Origin of the sequence: Azoarcus sp. DN11 (assembly GCF_003628555.1) — a bacterium.
In the GTDB taxonomy this organism is placed as follows: domain Bacteria; phylum Pseudomonadota; class Gammaproteobacteria; order Burkholderiales; family Rhodocyclaceae; genus Aromatoleum.
The window spans coordinates 4,828,748-4,844,645 of sequence record NZ_CP021731.1 but is presented as its reverse complement, the minus strand read 5'-3'; the positions used below and the strand labels follow the sequence as shown (position 1 = coordinate 4,844,645).

Genomic DNA, 15,898 nt, shown 5'->3' with positions numbered 1-15,898 from the left:
CCGGCCTTTGCGGCGGTTGGCTGCGAAGTCCTCCTCGCATGTCGGCGCGACTGTGAGGGATTTCTCATTCCGCATCGCGACGGAGCGGGGCATGCGCTGTCGCGCAGGCATTCCTCGACTATATTGCATAACGCTTCTTGCGGATCCCTCACTCCATGAACGCAATGTCGTCGGGGCATGACGCCCGGGAAACAGCACATGCGTCGCGCGGCGACGAGGCGCAAACGACGGTGCTGCGCGCGATCGCGCAGGTGCGGGCGGGCGCGGTGCGTGAAGAGCGCGCGCGCATCGCCCGCGAGCTGCACGACGACGTGCTGCAGCTCCTTGCCGGAGTGGCGATGCAGCTCAAGGCGCTGCGCGGTGAGGAGCAGAGGGAAGGGCGGGCGGGCGAGCGGCTGGAGGCGCTCCACGCGTTGATCGTCAACGAACAGCACCGGCTGCGCCGCCTCGTGGAGTCCCTCGAGCGGCCGGCGGCACCGGGCTCCTGCGAGGGGGGCGATCTGGACGCGCGCCTCGCGTCGCTGGCGGGCCGGCTCGCGCGCGAATGGATGATCGAGGTGTCGGTCCGATCGATGCTGGCCCGCGCCCTGCCGGAGAAGCTCGAACCGGACCTGCTCCACATCGTCAGCGAAGGCGTCGCCAACGCCGCGCGGCACGGCGGGGCGTCCCACCTGCGGGTCGACGTGCGCGCCGATGACGGAGTCCTGCGCATCATCATCGCGGACGACGGCACGGGCTTCCCGTTCCGTGGCTACTACGACGGCTGCGACCTGTGCCGGGAAGCGCTCGGCCCGCGCTCGCTCAGCGCGCGCGTGGGCGCCCTGGGGGGGCGTCTCGGCATCCACTCGACGGGCGAGGGCGCGCGTGTCGAAATCCGGATTCCCCTCGCCCCCCGGCGACCCGTTGCGGACGCGGAGGATCATCCAAGGATATAGCGCGGATCCATCGTCCGATCGCTTCGGGATTCGGTGCCAAGGCATACGCTTAGTCTGCACCGGTACTCCGGCCCGCCCGGCTTTCGCCGATTTGCTGAGAACTCCCATCATGAGTATCGAAGTCATGCTGGTGGATGATCACCCCATCGTGCTCGATGGGCTCTCGTGCCTGCTGCGCGCCGAGCCCGACATCGAGGTGGTCGCGCGCTGCACCGACGGCGGCGAGGCGCTGCGCCTCGCCCGCAACAGGCACCCGGACGTGATCGTCCTCGATCTCAAGATGGGCGGGACGGACGGGCTCGAGGTCCTGCGGCAGGTGCGCTCGGAGGCGCTGCGCAGCCGCGTCGTGATCTTCACCGCGGCGATCAGCGAGGAACTGCTGCTGCAGGTCATGCGCCTGGCCGTGGAGGGAATCGTGCTCAAGGAGATGGGCTCCGAGTTCATCGTGCGGGCGATCCGCAAGGTGCACGCCGGCGGGCGATGGATCGAGACCCGCTCGATCGGCACTGCGCTCGGCCACCTGCTCGACGGCGATGCACGCGCGAGGCCGATCAACGAGCTCCTCTCCAGCCGCGAGGAGGCGGTCGTGCGCCTGCTCATGAGCGGGCTGCGCAACCAGGAGATCGCCGAGCGGCTCTTCATCAGCGAAGGCACGGTCAAGACGCATCTCCACCGGATCTACGAGAAGCTCGAGGTCCGCAGCCGCCTCGAGCTCGTCACCTACGCCCGCACCCACGGTCTCGGCTGAGCGCGGACGTGCATCGGGCGATGACGCCCGTCCGTCGTCCGATGGAGTGGAAAAGCTAGCCGTCGGCGGGCGGCGAATCCATCGATCCGCAGAGTTCCCCTGTCAGGACCAATGCATATATTGCGGGTGAGGCCCGCGGCATTGTGCCGGCAGTCCTCGACGCAGAGGACGCTCGCGCGGAGGGCCCGCGAGGGCGCCATGATGGACGGAAGGTCCCGGCCGACGGCGGAACAGCGCATCGGCGGCCCGCGCCGGGAGGGGGCGTGTCCGTTCGCGACCAACCAGAAAAGGATCGGAGGTCATGATGATTGCACAGGTATCCACACAGCAGCGTTCCGCCCTGGCCGTCGCACGGCTTGCACGCACGAGCCTGGCAGGACTTGCGCTCGCCGGCGCCGCGATCGCACCGGTGGTCGCGATGGACGTCACGTCCAACATCAGCGTGCCCGGCACCTTGCAGCTTTCCGTCACGGGCGACTGCAGCAACACAGGGCCGGTGATTACCCTGGGGCCGACGATCACGCTGCACGACGTCCCGGTCACGGTGCTTTTCGACGGCGGCGGCGCCCACGATGCAACGGTGCACAACCAGGTCGATCTGCACCTGACGCTTGCCGACGGGCCGATCGTGCTGCCGAAGCAGGGCGCAGCCCCCAACGGCGTGACGGGCAACCCCCAGATCAGCGTTTACGTGAATGGAAACCTGATAATGGGGCCGGTGCGCTGCAACAAGCTGTGAAATGATCCCGAAGCGTCTGCCGCCCTGCTGGCGGGCCGGTTTCTCAGTGGGCGCCTCCGGCATCGGCGGCCGCCCCACCCCTGGCCGGCCGCGCCAGCCAGACCACCCCGATGAGCAGCAGGAAGAGTATGGCCGAGGCGCGAAAAACGTCGTCGGCGCCGAGCATGAAGGCTTGCTGGTCCACCAGGCGGTTCAACTGCGCCAGCCCCTGATCCGCGTTCAAGCCGGCCGCCGCGAGGCCGTCCAGGGCCCGGGTAGTAGCGCTGCTGCCGGCGGTGATCGCTTCGGCGAGCTGGGCGTGATGGAGCGCGGCACGGTCCTCCCACAGCGTGGTGGCGATCGAGGTTCCGAAGGCGCCGGCGGTGATGCGGGCGAAATTCGACAGGCCCGAGGCGGCCGGGACCCGGTCCGGCGAGAGATCGGAGAGGGTCAGCGTCACCAGGGGGATGAAGAAGAAGGCCATGGCCGCGCCCTGGATGACGGTGGGCACGATGAGGGTCGCGAGGTCGGCCTGGGTGTTGAATTCGGAGCGCATCCACAGCACCAGCGCGAAGACCAGGTAGGAGATGGTGGCAAGCACGCGCGGGTCCCGGTGTCCCACCTGTTTGCCGACGACCGGCGAAAGCACGATCGCGAGCAGGCCCACCGGTGCCAGGACGAAGCCCGCGAGGGTGGCCGTGTAGCCGAGGTATTGCTGCAGCCACAGCGGCAGCAGCACGACGTTGCCGAAGAAGGCGCCGTAGCCCAGCGACATCGACAGGGTGCCGGTCCAGAAATTGCGGCGACGGAACAGGGAGAGGTCAACGATGGGGTGGTCCTCGGTCAATTCCCAGACGAGAAAGAAGGCGAAACCCATCACCGCCGTCACCGCGAGCGCGACGATCTGCCCGGAGGCGAACCAGTCGAGCTCCTTGCCCTTGTCAAGCATGACCTGCAGGGCGCCGACCCACAGCACCAGCAGGGCGAGGCCGATGCGGTCGATGGGCAGCTTGCGGGTCGGCGAGTTGCGCTTGTGGTAGATGCTCCAGGTCACCGCGGCGGCGGCCAGGCCGATCGGCACGTTGATGTAGAAGATCCAGGGCCAGCTCATGTTGTCGGTGATCCAGCCGCCCAGCAGCGGCCCCATCACCGGCGCCACCAGCGTGGTCATTGACCACATCGCCAGCGCCATGCCGGCCCTGGCCTTCGGGTAGCTCTGCAGCAGCAGGGTCTGCGACAGCGGGATCAGCGGCCCCGCGACGAGGCCCTGCAGTACCCGCAGGGCGATCAGGGTTTCGAGATTGGGTGCGGCACCGCACAGCCACGAGGTGAGGACGAAGAGCAGCACGCTGGCGACGAACAGCGTCACCGTGCCGAAGCGCTGCGTGAGCCAGCCGGTCAGCGGCACGGCAATGGCGTTGGCGACGGTGAAGCTGGTGATGACCCACGTCCCCTGGTTGGGGCTGACTCCGAAATCGCCGGCGATCGCGGGAATCGAAACGTTGGCGATGGACGAGTCGAGGACGTTCATGAAAGTGGCCAGCGACAGGGCCACCGTGCCGAGGACGAGGGGTCGCCCGGCGAGGGGCGGCAAGGCTGCAGGTGAAAGGGGCGCGGATGCCATGGCCTTGCCTTCCCCGCCTAGCGGACGGCCACCAGGTGCACGGGCTTTTTCGCCGCGGCGGCGCCTGCGGCCGGCGCCCGCCCGGCGGGCAGTGCGACCGGGGGCGTCTTGCGGCCGAGGTTGGTGGCGACAATACCGTTTACGGCCGCGTCGGCATCCGCTTCCGGGCCCGCGTACCGCGGGGTCTGGGCCAGCGGGGCGCGACGCGGCGCATCGGCGAGCGCCTTGCCGCTCCGGTCGTGGACATCGACCGCGACCGTCATGGACAGACCCACCCGCAGCGGATGATCCGTCAGTTCCTTGGAGTCGAGGGCGATCCGCACCGGCACCCGCTGCACCACCTTGATCCAGTTGCCGGTGGCGTTCTGCGCGGGCAGCAGGGAGAAAGCGGCGCCGGTGCCGGCCCCCAGCCCGGCGACGGTGCCCTGGTATTCGACCTTTTTGCCGTACATGTCGGCGACGAGATGCACCGGCTGGCCGATGCGCATGTCCTGCAACTGGGACTCCTTGAAATTGGCATCGACCCACACCTGCTCGAGCGGAATGATGGCCATCAGGGGCACTCCGGCCTGGACCCGTTGGCCGACCTGGGCGCTGCGCTTGGCGACGTATCCGGTCACCGGCGCCGGGACGTCGCTGCGCTTGAGCGCGAGGTAGGCTTCGCGCACGCGGGCGGCCGCTTTCTGGACGTTGGGGTGGTTTTCGACGGTGGTGCCTTCGGTCAGCGACAGGTTGCTGGCGAGCTGCTCGCGGGCCGCGGCCAGCGCGGCGGCCGCGGCGGCGTCGGCCGCCTTGGCGTCGGCCAGCGCGGTGACGGCGTGCTGCAGTTCCTCCTTGCCGACGGCGCCGGTGGCCACCAGCGGCCGGCGGCGGGCGACATCGTCCTCGGCGCGGGCCACGTCGGCGCGCACACGCGCGAGCTCGGCCTGGCGCATGGCGATATTCGCGCTCAGCGTGCTGTTGTTGGCGTAGAGCGTGCGCACCTCGCGCACGGTCTGGGCGAGCTGCGCCTCGGCCTGATCCAGTGCGACCCGGGCATCGGCGGGGTCAAGGCGGACCAGCGTCTGGCCGGCTTCGACATAGTCGGTGTCGTCGGCGTTGATGGCGAGCACCGTGCCGGCGATCTGCGGCGTGAGCTGGACGACATTGCCCTGGACATAGGCGTTGTCGGTTTCGATGCTGAAGCGCTTTTCCGCGTACCAGTAGCCGCCATAGGCGAGGCCGATGGCGGTGAACAGGGCGGTGAGGCCGAGAAGCGCCCGCTTGCGGGCAGGCTTCGAGGTTTGCGCGGGTGCTGGCGTCGGGGTGCGGTCTGGTTTGTCCATGGAGTTTCCTCTCTTGGGGAAATCACGCGGCAGCCGGCTTCGGAGCGGTCGCGTAGCCGCCGCCGAGGGCGCGGATCAGTTGCAGGTGTGTGTCGATGCCGCGGGCCTTGAGCTCGATGCCGGTTCGCCGCTGGGTCAGGACATTCGTTTCGGCGCCGAGCACGGTGAGGTAGCTGCCGATGCCGGCGCGGTATCGCTGCAGGGCGAGGTCGAGGGCGCTCTCGGCCGCCGCCAAGGCCGCCTGCTGCTCCCTGGCCTGGCGTTCGACGGCTTGCTGCGAGGTGATCTGGTCGGCGACTTCCCGCACCGCCTGGATCAGGGTGAGGTTGTAGCTTTCCACCGCCGCGTCCGCGTCCGCCGTGGTGCCGCGCAGGCTGGCGCGCAGGCGGCCGGCGTCGAAGATCGGCAGATGAACGGCGGCGCCTAGCCCGAGTTCGCGGCTGCCGCCCTTGAACCAGTTCGTGAGGCCGATGCTGGAAAAGCCGGCGAGGGCGACCAGGTTGATGTTCGGGTAGAAGGCGGCCCGGGCGGCGTCGACGTCGCGCGCCGTCGCCTCCACCCGCCAGCGGGCCGCGGCGAGATCGGCGCGGCGGCCGACCAGGTCGGCCGGCAAGGTCGCGGGCAGCGCCAGCGGGCGCACCACCGCGAGGCTCGGGGCAACGTCGGCCGCTGCCCCCGGTCCCTGGCCGGTGAGCGCCGCCAGGGCGTGGCGGGCGAGACTGATCTGCTCGTCGAGGGCCTCGAGGTCGCGGCGGATCTCGGGCAGCGCGCCTTCCGCCTGGCGCAGCTCGACCTTGGAATCGAGCCCGGCGCCCACGCGGCTCTCCACCAATTGCAGGATCGTGCCGCGCTGGGTCAGGGTAGCCCGGGCGACCTCGCGCTGTTCGAGCAGCGCGGCAAGGCGGAAGTAGGCCCGGGCCACGTCGCTCGCCAGCAGCACCCGCGCCGCCTGGGCGTCCGCTTCGGCGGCCCGGGCGCTGCCCACGGCGGCGTCGAGGGCAGCCCGGTTGCGGCCGAAGAAATCCAGCTCCAGGCTGCCGTTCAGGCGGGCATGGCTGATGGTCTGCATGCTGCCGGCGAGCGGCGGTGGAACGTCCGCGTGTTCGCTGAAGCGCCGGCGGGTGCTGTCGACATCCGCGTTCACCTGCGGACCCAGGGCGCTTTCGGCCACCCCGGCGACTGCCCGGGCCTTGGCCAGCCGGGCTTCGGCGAGCCTGAGGCTGGGATTGCCGGCCAGGGCCTGCTCGATCAGGCGGTCGAATACCGGATCGTTGAAGTCTCGCCACCATGCGCTGGCGGGCCAGTCGATGGGTTCGGGTTCCGCCCCCAGTGCAGCGGGCGCCAGCGGCCGGGAGGCGGGTTCGATGCCGGCGAAGCTGGCGCAGCCGGTGAGCGCCACGGCGGCCGCGGTGGCAACGAGTCGGGTACGCAAGGGCGTGCGAATTTTCATCGATGGCTCCCTGGCGGTGGGCACGTCAGGCCTGCACTGCGCTGCTTTTGCGCAAATCGCGGGCGTTGTCGAGCATGCGCCGGAGCAGGGCCTTGAGCTGCCGTGCCTCGGCTTCGCTGAAGCCGGCGAGCAGGGCGTTGAGGACGTCGGCGAGGACGTGGGGCACCACCTGGGCGGCACGGTCGCCTTCCTCCGTCAGCTCCAGATTGACCACCCGCCTGTCCTGCTGGGAGCGGCTGCGTCGCACCAGGCCCTTGGCCTCGACCCGGTCGAGGAGCCGGGTCACGGCGCCCGCGTCGGAACAGGTCAGGCGTGCCAGTTCGGCCGCCGTCCTGCACTGCCCCAGCTGGATCATGATGAGCGGCTTCCACTGGGCGTCGGTGAGGTCGTGGGCGGCCATGCGGTCGTCGATCGCCGCCGAAAAAATGCCCACGATCTGGCGCATCAGGAAGCCGATGCTGTCGTTGATCTGGTAATTGTCGCCATCATAGAAACGGGAATTTGCGCCGTCGTTCATGAAGAGATTGCCTGAACAGTAATTGCCTGGACATGAATATGGATGCGCAGGCAATGGTTGTCAAGGCAAATATTTTTCGGGCTTCGCGGAAACGCGCTGCGGCCTTGCTGCGACGCGGGGGCCTCCCGCCGGGGGAATCTTCGGAAACAAAAAGCCCGGACCATGCGGTCCGGGCGTTCGTCGCCGGCGGCCCGAAGACCGTCGGCGGGTGGTGTCGCGCCTCGCGTTACTTGAGCGGCGTCAGGTTGACGCTACCGTTGGAGGTGGTGGTCTTGATCCAGGTCGTGCCGGCAGGCAGGGCGGTCAGGCCGAGCTTCTCGACCGTCCAGGTGCCGTCCGGCAGGGGGGTGGTGCTGCCCACCACGCCGAAGGTGGCGCCCGCTGCATTGGCATACTCGGAGGTGATCGTCTGGCCCGCCACCGGGGTGAGGGTGCCCACCACCCGCAGCCGGCTCAGGCGGGGCACGAAGCGGGCCGACTGGACCACCAGGGTTTCCGCCGCCGCCACCTGCACCGTCACCGTCGCCGGGTTGGACAGGGCGCCGGCGGCGTCCTGGGCCTGGTAGGTGAAGGTGTAGGTGCCCACCGCCGGGGCGGTGAAGGTCACCACCCTGCCCGCCGCGGTGGCGGTGGCCCCGGCCGGGACGGGCGGGGTCACATTCACCGCGGCGACGATGTCCGCGAACCCGTCGGGATCGGTGTCGTTGGCCAGGACGTTGATCGTCTGGAGCACGTTCACCAGGGCGTTGGCCGTGTCGGCCACCGCCACCGGGGGATCGTTCACCGGGGTGATGTTGAGGACCACGTTGGCGGTGTTGGAGACCGCCGTGCCGACGGTCACCGTGTAGGTGAAGGCGTCGGTGCCGTTGGCGTTGAGGTTGGGGGTGTAGGTGACCGTCCCGTTCACGTTCGCCGCCGCGGTCCCGAAGTGGGGAGGCGAGGTGATGGTTACCTTGCCGCCCACGGCGTTGGTGTCGTTGGCGAGCACGGCGAGCGTCTGCGGCGGGGCATCCTCGAGGAAGGTGTAGCTGTCGTTCACCGCCACCGGGACGCCCGCCGGCGCGGCGCCGGTGGCCGCGCCGATGGTCACCCGCGCGTCATTCACCCCGAAGGCGCTGGAGAGCACCCGCCCGACGTCCGGCGGGGCGATCCCCACCGGCACCACCAGGCTGCCGTTCACCAGGTCGCCGCGGAAAGTGCCGAAGGCGAGGCTCAGGGTGGGCGGCACCAGCGTGTCGGAGGACGCCGCAGCCACGGTGAGGGAACCGGCCGCCGGGTCATAGTGCGCCTGGCTGATGGTCACGTCATCGCTCACCTGATGGGCGTAATAGGCCGGAACGATGTTGCCGAGCGGGTCGCGCGCCGCCGCGTCCTTGACGCACACCGCGGCGGGAATGGCCGCCGGCTTGCCCTGGCCCCACTGGTGGGTGCCGTCGGCGAACATGATGCTCTCGGTGGCCCCCACGGGCGCCGTATAGGGCGGCAGGACGATCCCCAGGGCATTGACCACGCCGCCGCAGGGGGCGTCGAAGAAGCTGAGTTGCGGCTGCACTGCCGCGGGCATGGGCTGGGTCGGCAGGCGCGACTGGGTGGTCGGCTGGGCCTGCGCGAAGACATCCAGCTTGTTGCCCGCGGCGCTGCGGGCGTAGCTCGCCCGGTCGACCCGCACCTGGCCGGGGATGCCGCCGGTATGGATGCGGCCCTGGAGGGTGAAGTCGGTGGTCTCGAGGTAGTCGATCCCCGGCCCGCCGATGCCGGAGCCCGCCGGCCCCTCGATGCGGAAGATGTTGTGGTTGCGCAGCGTCCCGGCGGAATCCACGAAGTCCGGCAGGACGCTGCCCGTGACCGGCCCACGGCGCAAGGGATCGGCAAGGTACTGCTTGCCCGGCACCGGTCCGGTCACCGCCGGCAGTTCCGCGCCCCCGGGAGTCGCCGCCGGCAGCAGGAAGGGGCCCATGCGGGAGCTGAGCGCGCAGGTGAAATCCTCCACGCAGATGAAGCCCACGTCGTCGGAGAAGAAGATCCGATCGCCCGCGACGCCGTCCAGGAGCTCCTCCCCGTAGGGATGGATGATCCGGTACTTGCCGGTCATCGGCAAGGAGGTGATCTTGACCCGGATGCGGGCGAAGGCGATGTGCTCGCCGGGCGCCGGGGCGCCGCCGGCGAAGCCGGCTTCAAGCCCGAGGATCAGGCTCCCGGCGCCGCCGTTGGCGAGCTTCACGCCCGCGTCGCCGGAGAAGTAGAAATGCTCCGGGGCGAAGGCGTTGGGGAAGGCTTCCGGCAGGGTCGGCACGTCGGCCGCCAACAGCCGGCACCAGCCGCCCGAAAGCTCCGTGGCGTTCTGCGGGTCACAGAATTCCAGCGTGAGTCCGGTGGTGTCCTGGTACCAGGCGGGAAAGCCGCCGATGGCGGGGGCGATGCTGGTGGGCCCGACGCGCTCGAGGACAGCGTGGGCGGATAAGCTGCAGGCCAGGGACACCATCGCGGCAATCAGCTTGAGTTTTTGCGTTTTCATAATTGTGGCTCCTGAGGCGGATCGATCCGTGGGTCCCGTTACTTGAGGGCGAGCGGTGCAGTCTTCACCGTGCCGTTGTTGGTGGTGGCCTTGAGGGCGGTGGTGCCGGCGGGCTTGGCGATCAGGGTGTTGATCGACCAGTTGCCCGCGCCGTCCACTGCCACGGTGCCGGCGAGGCCCAGCACGGTGCCGGCGGCATCGACGAACTGCACCGTCACGGTCTGGCCGGCGGCGGGCAGGACGCTGCCCGAGGCGATGAGTTGGCCCTTGCTGACCACGTATTCCGACTTGGTGAAGGTGAAGGTCTCGGCGGCGGCCACCTTCACGGTCACGACGCCCGTGTTGGCGGATACCGCGCCCGCCGCATCCTGCGGCTTGTAGGTGAAGCTGTAGGTGCCACCCACGGTGGCGTTGAAGGTCACCAGCCGGCCCACCAGGCTCACCGTGGCGCCTGCCGGGGTGGGCGGCGTGAGGCCCGCGACCGCGACGATGTCGGTGAAGCCGTCGGGATCGGTGTCGTTGGCGAGCACGTCGATGGTGACGGGCACGTTCACCAGCGCCGACGCCGTGTCATTCACCGCCACCGGGGGATCGTTCACCGGCGTGATGTTGAGGGTCACGGTGCCGGTATTGGAGACCTTGGTGCCGGCGGTCACGGTGTAGGTGAAGCCGTCGGTGCCGTTGGCGTTGAGGTTGGAGGTGTAGGTCACGGTGCCGTTCGGGTTGAGCACGGCAGTGCCCAGACGGGGAGCCGTGGTGAGGGTCACGGTGCCGCCCGCGGCGTTGAGGTCGTTCGCCAGCGGGACAAGGAGCTGGGGCCCCGCGTCCTCGAGGAAGGTGTAGCTGTCGGGCACCGCCACCGGGGCGCCGGTGGGGGCGGGGATGCCGGCGGCGGCGCCGGTCATCACCTGGGCCTTGTTGCTGCCGCCTGCGCTGGAGAAGACCCGCAGGTTGGCCGGGGGAGCCACGGTGGGCACCACCAGGCTGCCGTTCACCAGGCTGCCGCGGAAGGTGCCGAAGCCGACGGTCAGGGCGGGGGGCAGGACGGTGTCGCTGGAGGCGGCGGCCACCGTGAGGGCGCCGGCGGCGGGGTCGAAGATCGCCTGGGTGATGGCCACCTCATCCGACACCGCGTGGGGCGTGTAGGTGGGGACCAGGTTGCCGATGACGTCCCGCGCGCTGGCGTCCTTGACGCACACCGCGGCGGGAATGAGAGTGGGCCTGGCCTGTCCCCAGTGGCCGCCGCTGGCGGCGAACATCTGGGTCTCGGTGGCGGCCGCCGGGGCGCTGAAGGGCGGGATGATGGCCCCCGTCACCGGGTCCACGGCGCCCGCGCAGGGGGCGTCGAAGAACGAGAGCTGGGGCGGCGCCTGGATCGGGCGGGGGCCGGCGGGCATGCGTCCCTGGCTCGCCTCGACGGCGGTGGCGATGACGTCGAGCTGGTTGCCGGCGGCGCTGCGCAGGTAGCTCGCCCGCTTGACGTCCACCTGGCCCGGCATGGCGCCGGTATAGACGCGGCCCGTCAGGGAGAAGTCGGTCGATTCCAGGTAGTCGATCCCGGGGCCGCCCAGGCCGGAGCCTGCCGGCCCTTCGATGCGGATGATGTTGTGATTGCGGGAGGCGCCGCTGGAGTCGATGAAGTTGGGCAGCGGGCTGCCGGTCACCGGACCCAGGCGGGCGGGGTCGGCGATGTAGGCACTGCCGGTGCCTGGGTAGGGGGTCGCCACGAAAGTGCCGCCGAAGTGCGCCGGGTTCTTGTCGGGAGCCGGGTTGGCCGCCGTCAGGGCCGGCATCTCGGCACCGCCGGGAACGTCGGAGGGCAGCAGGAAGGGGCCCACCCGGCCGTTGAGCGGGCAGTCGAAGCCCGTCGCGCAGGGCACCGCCACGTCTTGGGTGTAGAAGATCTTCCCGCCCGCTTCGGCGAAGACGGAGTCCTCGCCGAAGGGGTGGATGATCCGGTAGGTCCCGGTGGCCGGGATCGGTGTGAGCACCATGCGGATGCGGGCGAAGGTGATCTGGTCGCCGGGAATCGCCGGGCCGTTGGCAAAGGCCCCCTCCATGGACGTGGTGAACACGCCCCGGGTCTGGGTGCCGTGGGCCAGGGTGGCGCCGGCGGCCCAGTAGAAGTGCTCCCCGAAGAACGAGGTCGGGAAGACCTCCGGCACCACCGGCACGTCGGGGGCGAGGAGGAGGCACCAGCCGCCGTCCACTTCCGCCTGGTTCCTGGGGCTGCAAAACTCCATCGCCAGCCCGGTGGTGTCTTCGTACCAGGCGGGATAGCCGCCGACGGCGGGGGCGTTGTTGACCGGGCCGACACGTTCGAGGACGGCCTGGGCCGGGACGCTGCAGGTGATGGCCACCAGGGCGGCGATCAGCTTCAGTTTTTGCGCTTTCATTGTTGGCTCTCCTGTTTCCGGGCACGGGGGGTTTCTTGTGTCGAACCAACAGCCAGTTCTGGAAATCTTCTAGCCCCAAGGTTCGTCCCCCCTCGAGCAACCGCTGTGCCACCGCCTATGCCAATGGCGACGCAAAACCAAAAAACCGCACCGGATATGGGGCCTGAGTCGCCGCTCAATGGCATGGGGATAATTTGCGGACCCCGCGCGTGGCCCGCGGATGGGGGCTTGACCCACGTCCCCCCCGTGACTGGGGGGACTGGGGCGAGGGGTATGAGACGAGGGTCGGGTCCCGCCCTTGTCGGTCTGCCCGATATGAAGGCGGGGCGGCGTCGTGCCGGAGCAGCCGCTACGTGATCCGATGCGCGAGCCGCGGGACCACAGCGCATGGTTGCCCGCGATGCCGACGGGCTGCCGGACGTGCTCCGCCCGGCAGCCGTCGCGCGAACCCGCGGTGCGAGTCACGCGGAACGCGAGGGATTTGGTGGAGTGCGGAGTCGAAGCGGTCGATCCCTGGAGCGGGCCGGCCGCACCGGGGGCGACGCCCCCGGGTCATTGCGCGTTACGCGGGCCGGTTTTCCCTTTCCACGTCGGCGAGGAAATCCGCCGCGCGCATCTGTTCGGCCTGCTCCAGCCACAGCGGATAATGCGTGCGGAAATCCGCGGCCATCTGCGACAGCGGCACGTCCGGGTAGTGCCCGCGCTGGTGCACGTACTCCATGTGCTGATTGCCGCTGCGGTCGAAGGCGTGATAGATCGAGTCGCTGCGGCCGTCGAATTCCAGCGGCAGCAGGCCGAAGCGTTCGCACAGGGAGAGGTTGAAGGCCGGCGTGGCCTTGTACCAGTCGCCGTCGATGAGGATCTCGGTGTAGCCGTGCCAGCGGTAGAGATCCGAGCCGATCGTCTGGCGCATGCGTTCGGTGCTGAGGTGGTTGCGCACGTCGGCGTAACCGAGGCGGGCGGGAATGCCCACCGCGCGGCACGCGGCGGCGAGCAGCGTGGCTTTCGGCACGCACCAGCCGGCGCCGGAGGCGAGGACGCTGCTCGCCTTCATCCCGGTTTCCGACAGGTCGATGCGATAGGGGTCGTAGCGGAAGCCGTCGCGCACGGCGTAATACAGCGACACCGCGCGCTCGCGGTCATTGCTGCCGCGGCAGTGCGTTTTCGCGAAAGCGACGACTTCGGGGTGATCGCTGTCGATCAGCACGGTGGGCGAAAGATAGGTATGGGTCATTGCGGTGTCCAATGATTGACAGGACAACTATATACCGTGTGCGCCGGGCTTGTCGAAGCCCGGCGCGGACTCAGTCCTCCTGCCGCGTCATCTCCAGCCGCGACAGGTCGAAACCCTGCGCCGCGAGGCGCGTGCGCAGCGCTTCCAGGGCCTGCGGGGCGACGGTGGGCGTGCGCGACAGGATCCACAGGTACTCGCGCCGCGGCTCGCTCACCGCGGCGAGGCGGTAGCCCGCGTCGAGGTCGATCACCCAGTAGTCGCCCCACACCGCCGGGAGGAAGGACAGCCAGGCCGGCGCGAAGCGCACTTCGAGGCGGGGCGAATCGGCTGCGCCGAGCTGGCGCGCGGCGCCGATCGCCTCGACGACGCGCCCTTCGGCGTTGCGGCAGCGGTTCGCCACGCGCACCCGCCCGTCGTCCTGCAGGCGGTACTCGGCGTGGGTGAAGCCGACGCAGTGGCGCTGGAAGCGGTTCGGGTACTTGGCGATCTCGTACCACGTGCCCATGTAGCGCGGCACGTCGAGCGCCGCGATGGTCGCCAGCGGGGGCGGCGGCGCTTCCGCGCGGGCGGGCGCGGCCAGCGTGCCGAGCAGGGCCAGCGCGACAAACCCGCTCCGAAGGAAACGGGCCGTCGCGCTTCGACGCGGGGCGGGTTGGAAGAGGGACTGCATGCGTGCTTCGGATGCGGGCATCGCGTCAGCGCACATCGAGCAGGCTCGCGTCCCACGCCGCGTGCTTCTCGAAGCCGATCAGGTTCGCCACCGTCGCCGCGATGTTCGACAGCCCCGCACCCTCGAGCGCCTTCAGCCCGAGCCTGCCGCCACTGACCTTGTCGTACAGGATCAGCGGCACCGGGTTCAGCGTGTGCGCGGTCTTCGCCTTGAACGAGCCGTCCGGGTTCTGCGCCGGTTGCCTGGTCTTCTTGTCGAGCTCGAACATCTCGTCGGCGTTGCCGTGGTCGGCGGTGATCAGCGCGACCCCGCCGACCGCGTCGATCGCCGGCAGGAGGCGCGACAGCGCGAGATCGACCGCCTCGATCGACATCGTTGCCGCGCGGAAATTGCCCGAGTGGCCGACCATGTCGCCGTTGGCGTAGTTGCAGCGCAGGACCTTGTGCCGGCCGCTGCGGAGTGCGGCGATCATCGCGTCGGTGATCTCGGCGGCTTTCATCCACGGGCGCTGCTCGAAGGGCACGACGTCGCTCGGCACTTCCTCCCAGGTCTCGCCGTCGAACCTGTTGGAGCGGTTACCGTTCCAGAAGTAGGTCACGTGGCCGAACTTCTGCGTCTCGGAGCACGCGAACTGCGCGACGCCGCTCTTCGACAGCCACTCGCTCATGGTGTCGCGGATCGCCGGGGGATCGACGAGGAAGCGCTTCGGCAGCTTGAGGTCGCCGTCGTACTGCAGCATGCCGGCGTAGGTCACGCGCGGCACGCGCACGCGGTCGAACTTGTCGAAGGCGGCGCCTTCCTCGAAGGCGCGCGTGATCTCGATCGCGCGGTCGCCGCGGAAGTTGTAGAAGACGACCGCGTCGCCGTCCTCGATGGTGCCCACCGGCTGGCCGTCCTGGCCGATCACGAAGGCCGGCAGGTCCTGGTCGATCGTGCCGGGGTGCTTCCCGCGCAGTGCGCGCACCGCCTCGGAGGCGCTCGCGAACTGCTCGCCGCGCCCCAGCACGTGCGTGTGCCAGCCCTGCTCGACCATCTTCCAGTTGGCGTCGTAGCGGTCCATGGTGATCGTCATGCGTCCACCGCCCGAGGCGATCCGGGCGTCGAAGCCGCGTGCCTGCAGCTCGGCGAGGAAGGTCTCGAAGGGCTCGACGTAGTCGAGCGCGCTGGTCTCGGGCACGTCGCGGCCGTCGAGCAGCGCGTGGATGCGCACCGCCCGCACGCCTTCGTCGCGCGCGCGCAGCACCATCGCCTTGAGGTGGTCGATGTGGCTGTGTACGTTGCCGTCGGAGAAGAGGCCGATGAAGTGCAGCACGCCCCGGCCCGCCTTCGCCCCGGCGACGACCTGCTGCCACGCCGCACCCTGCCAGATCGCGCCCGAGGCGATCGCGCCGGCGACGAGCGCCGCGCCCTGCGAGTACACCTGGCCCGCGCCGATCGCGTTGTGGCCGACTTCCGAGTTGCCCATGTCCTCGTCCGAGGGCATGCCGACCGCCGTGCCGTGCGCACGCAGCAGCATGTGCGGGAAGTTGGCGAACAGCGCGTCGAGCGTCGGCTTCTTCGCGGCGGCGATCGCGCTGCCCACGTCGGTCTTGGGAACGCCGTAGCCGTCCATGACGATGACGACGACCGGACCGGCGATGCCGGGGAAGGACGGGAGCTTTTGCAGCATGCTGGGGATTCCTTCGTTGCGATGCGGAAAGCCCGTTATTTTACTGAAGCTGCGCGCGCTGTTCGCATGAGATCGTCGCGGACCGGGAATCGCACGC

12 protein-coding genes are annotated in these 15,898 nt (G+C 69.7%); 3 read left to right on the top strand and 9 right to left on the bottom strand.

Annotated features, from left to right (window positions below; translation table 11 throughout):
• The first annotated feature begins 155 nt into the window (after positions 1-155).
• From CDA09_RS22565 to CDA09_RS22555, 3 genes are all read left to right on the top strand, one after another.
• On the top strand, positions 156-935 hold the full coding sequence (locus CDA09_RS22565) for a sensor histidine kinase (protein ID WP_121430570.1): 780 nt from the start codon (positions 156-158) through the stop codon (positions 933-935).
• A 109-nt stretch (positions 936-1,044) separates the two neighbouring features.
• Positions 1,045-1,683, top strand: coding sequence for a response regulator (locus CDA09_RS23440; RefSeq protein WP_164844462.1), 639 nt, complete (start codon positions 1,045-1,047; stop codon positions 1,681-1,683).
• A 301-nt stretch (positions 1,684-1,984) separates the two neighbouring features.
• On the top strand, positions 1,985-2,422 hold the full coding sequence (locus CDA09_RS22555; RefSeq protein ID WP_121430568.1) for a hypothetical protein: 438 nt from the start codon (positions 1,985-1,987) through the stop codon (positions 2,420-2,422).
• 43 nt (positions 2,423-2,465) lie between these two features.
• Here CDA09_RS22555 and CDA09_RS22550 read toward each other — a convergent pair whose 3' ends face one another.
• From CDA09_RS22550 to gpmI, 9 genes are all read right to left on the bottom strand, one after another.
• Positions 2,466-4,025, bottom strand: coding sequence for a DHA2 family efflux MFS transporter permease subunit (locus CDA09_RS22550; RefSeq protein ID WP_121430567.1), 1,560 nt, complete (start codon positions 4,023-4,025; stop codon positions 2,466-2,468).
• Between the two features lie 17 nt (positions 4,026-4,042).
• Positions 4,043-5,350: an HlyD family secretion protein gene (locus tag CDA09_RS22545; RefSeq protein WP_121430566.1), complete on the bottom strand. Its 1,308-nt coding sequence runs from the start codon at positions 5,348-5,350 to the stop codon at positions 4,043-4,045.
• Positions 5,351-5,372: 22 nt separating this feature from the next.
• Positions 5,373-6,800, bottom strand: coding sequence for an efflux transporter outer membrane subunit (locus CDA09_RS22540; protein ID WP_121430565.1), 1,428 nt, complete (start codon positions 6,798-6,800; stop codon positions 5,373-5,375).
• A gap of 25 nt (positions 6,801-6,825) precedes the next feature.
• Positions 6,826-7,317 carry a MarR family winged helix-turn-helix transcriptional regulator gene (locus tag CDA09_RS22535; RefSeq protein ID WP_121430564.1) on the bottom strand — a complete coding sequence of 164 codons (492 nt, stop codon included), beginning with the start codon at positions 7,315-7,317 and terminating at the stop codon, positions 6,826-6,828.
• A 226-nt stretch (positions 7,318-7,543) separates the two neighbouring features.
• Positions 7,544-9,832, bottom strand: coding sequence for an Ig-like domain-containing protein (locus tag CDA09_RS22530; RefSeq protein WP_121430563.1), 2,289 nt, complete (start codon positions 9,830-9,832; stop codon positions 7,544-7,546).
• 38 nt (positions 9,833-9,870) lie between these two features.
• The gene (locus tag CDA09_RS23435; RefSeq protein WP_164844461.1) at positions 9,871-12,075 is read right to left on the bottom strand and encodes an Ig-like domain-containing protein; all 2,205 of its coding nucleotides are present in this window, start codon (positions 12,073-12,075) and stop codon (positions 9,871-9,873) included.
• A 715-nt stretch (positions 12,076-12,790) separates the two neighbouring features.
• The gene (locus CDA09_RS22520; protein ID WP_121430562.1) at positions 12,791-13,462 is read right to left on the bottom strand and encodes a transglutaminase-like domain-containing protein; all 672 of its coding nucleotides are present in this window, start codon (positions 13,460-13,462) and stop codon (positions 12,791-12,793) included.
• A gap of 70 nt (positions 13,463-13,532) precedes the next feature.
• Entirely contained in the window at positions 13,533-14,132 is a 600-nt protein-coding gene (locus tag CDA09_RS22515; protein ID WP_121430978.1) for a lipocalin family protein, read from the bottom strand.
• A 25-nt stretch (positions 14,133-14,157) separates the two neighbouring features.
• Complete coding sequence (gpmI, locus tag CDA09_RS22510; protein WP_121430561.1) at positions 14,158-15,801, bottom strand: 2,3-bisphosphoglycerate-independent phosphoglycerate mutase; 1,644 nt, start codon at positions 15,799-15,801, stop codon at positions 14,158-14,160.
• Between the last annotated feature and the right edge of the window lie 97 nt (positions 15,802-15,898).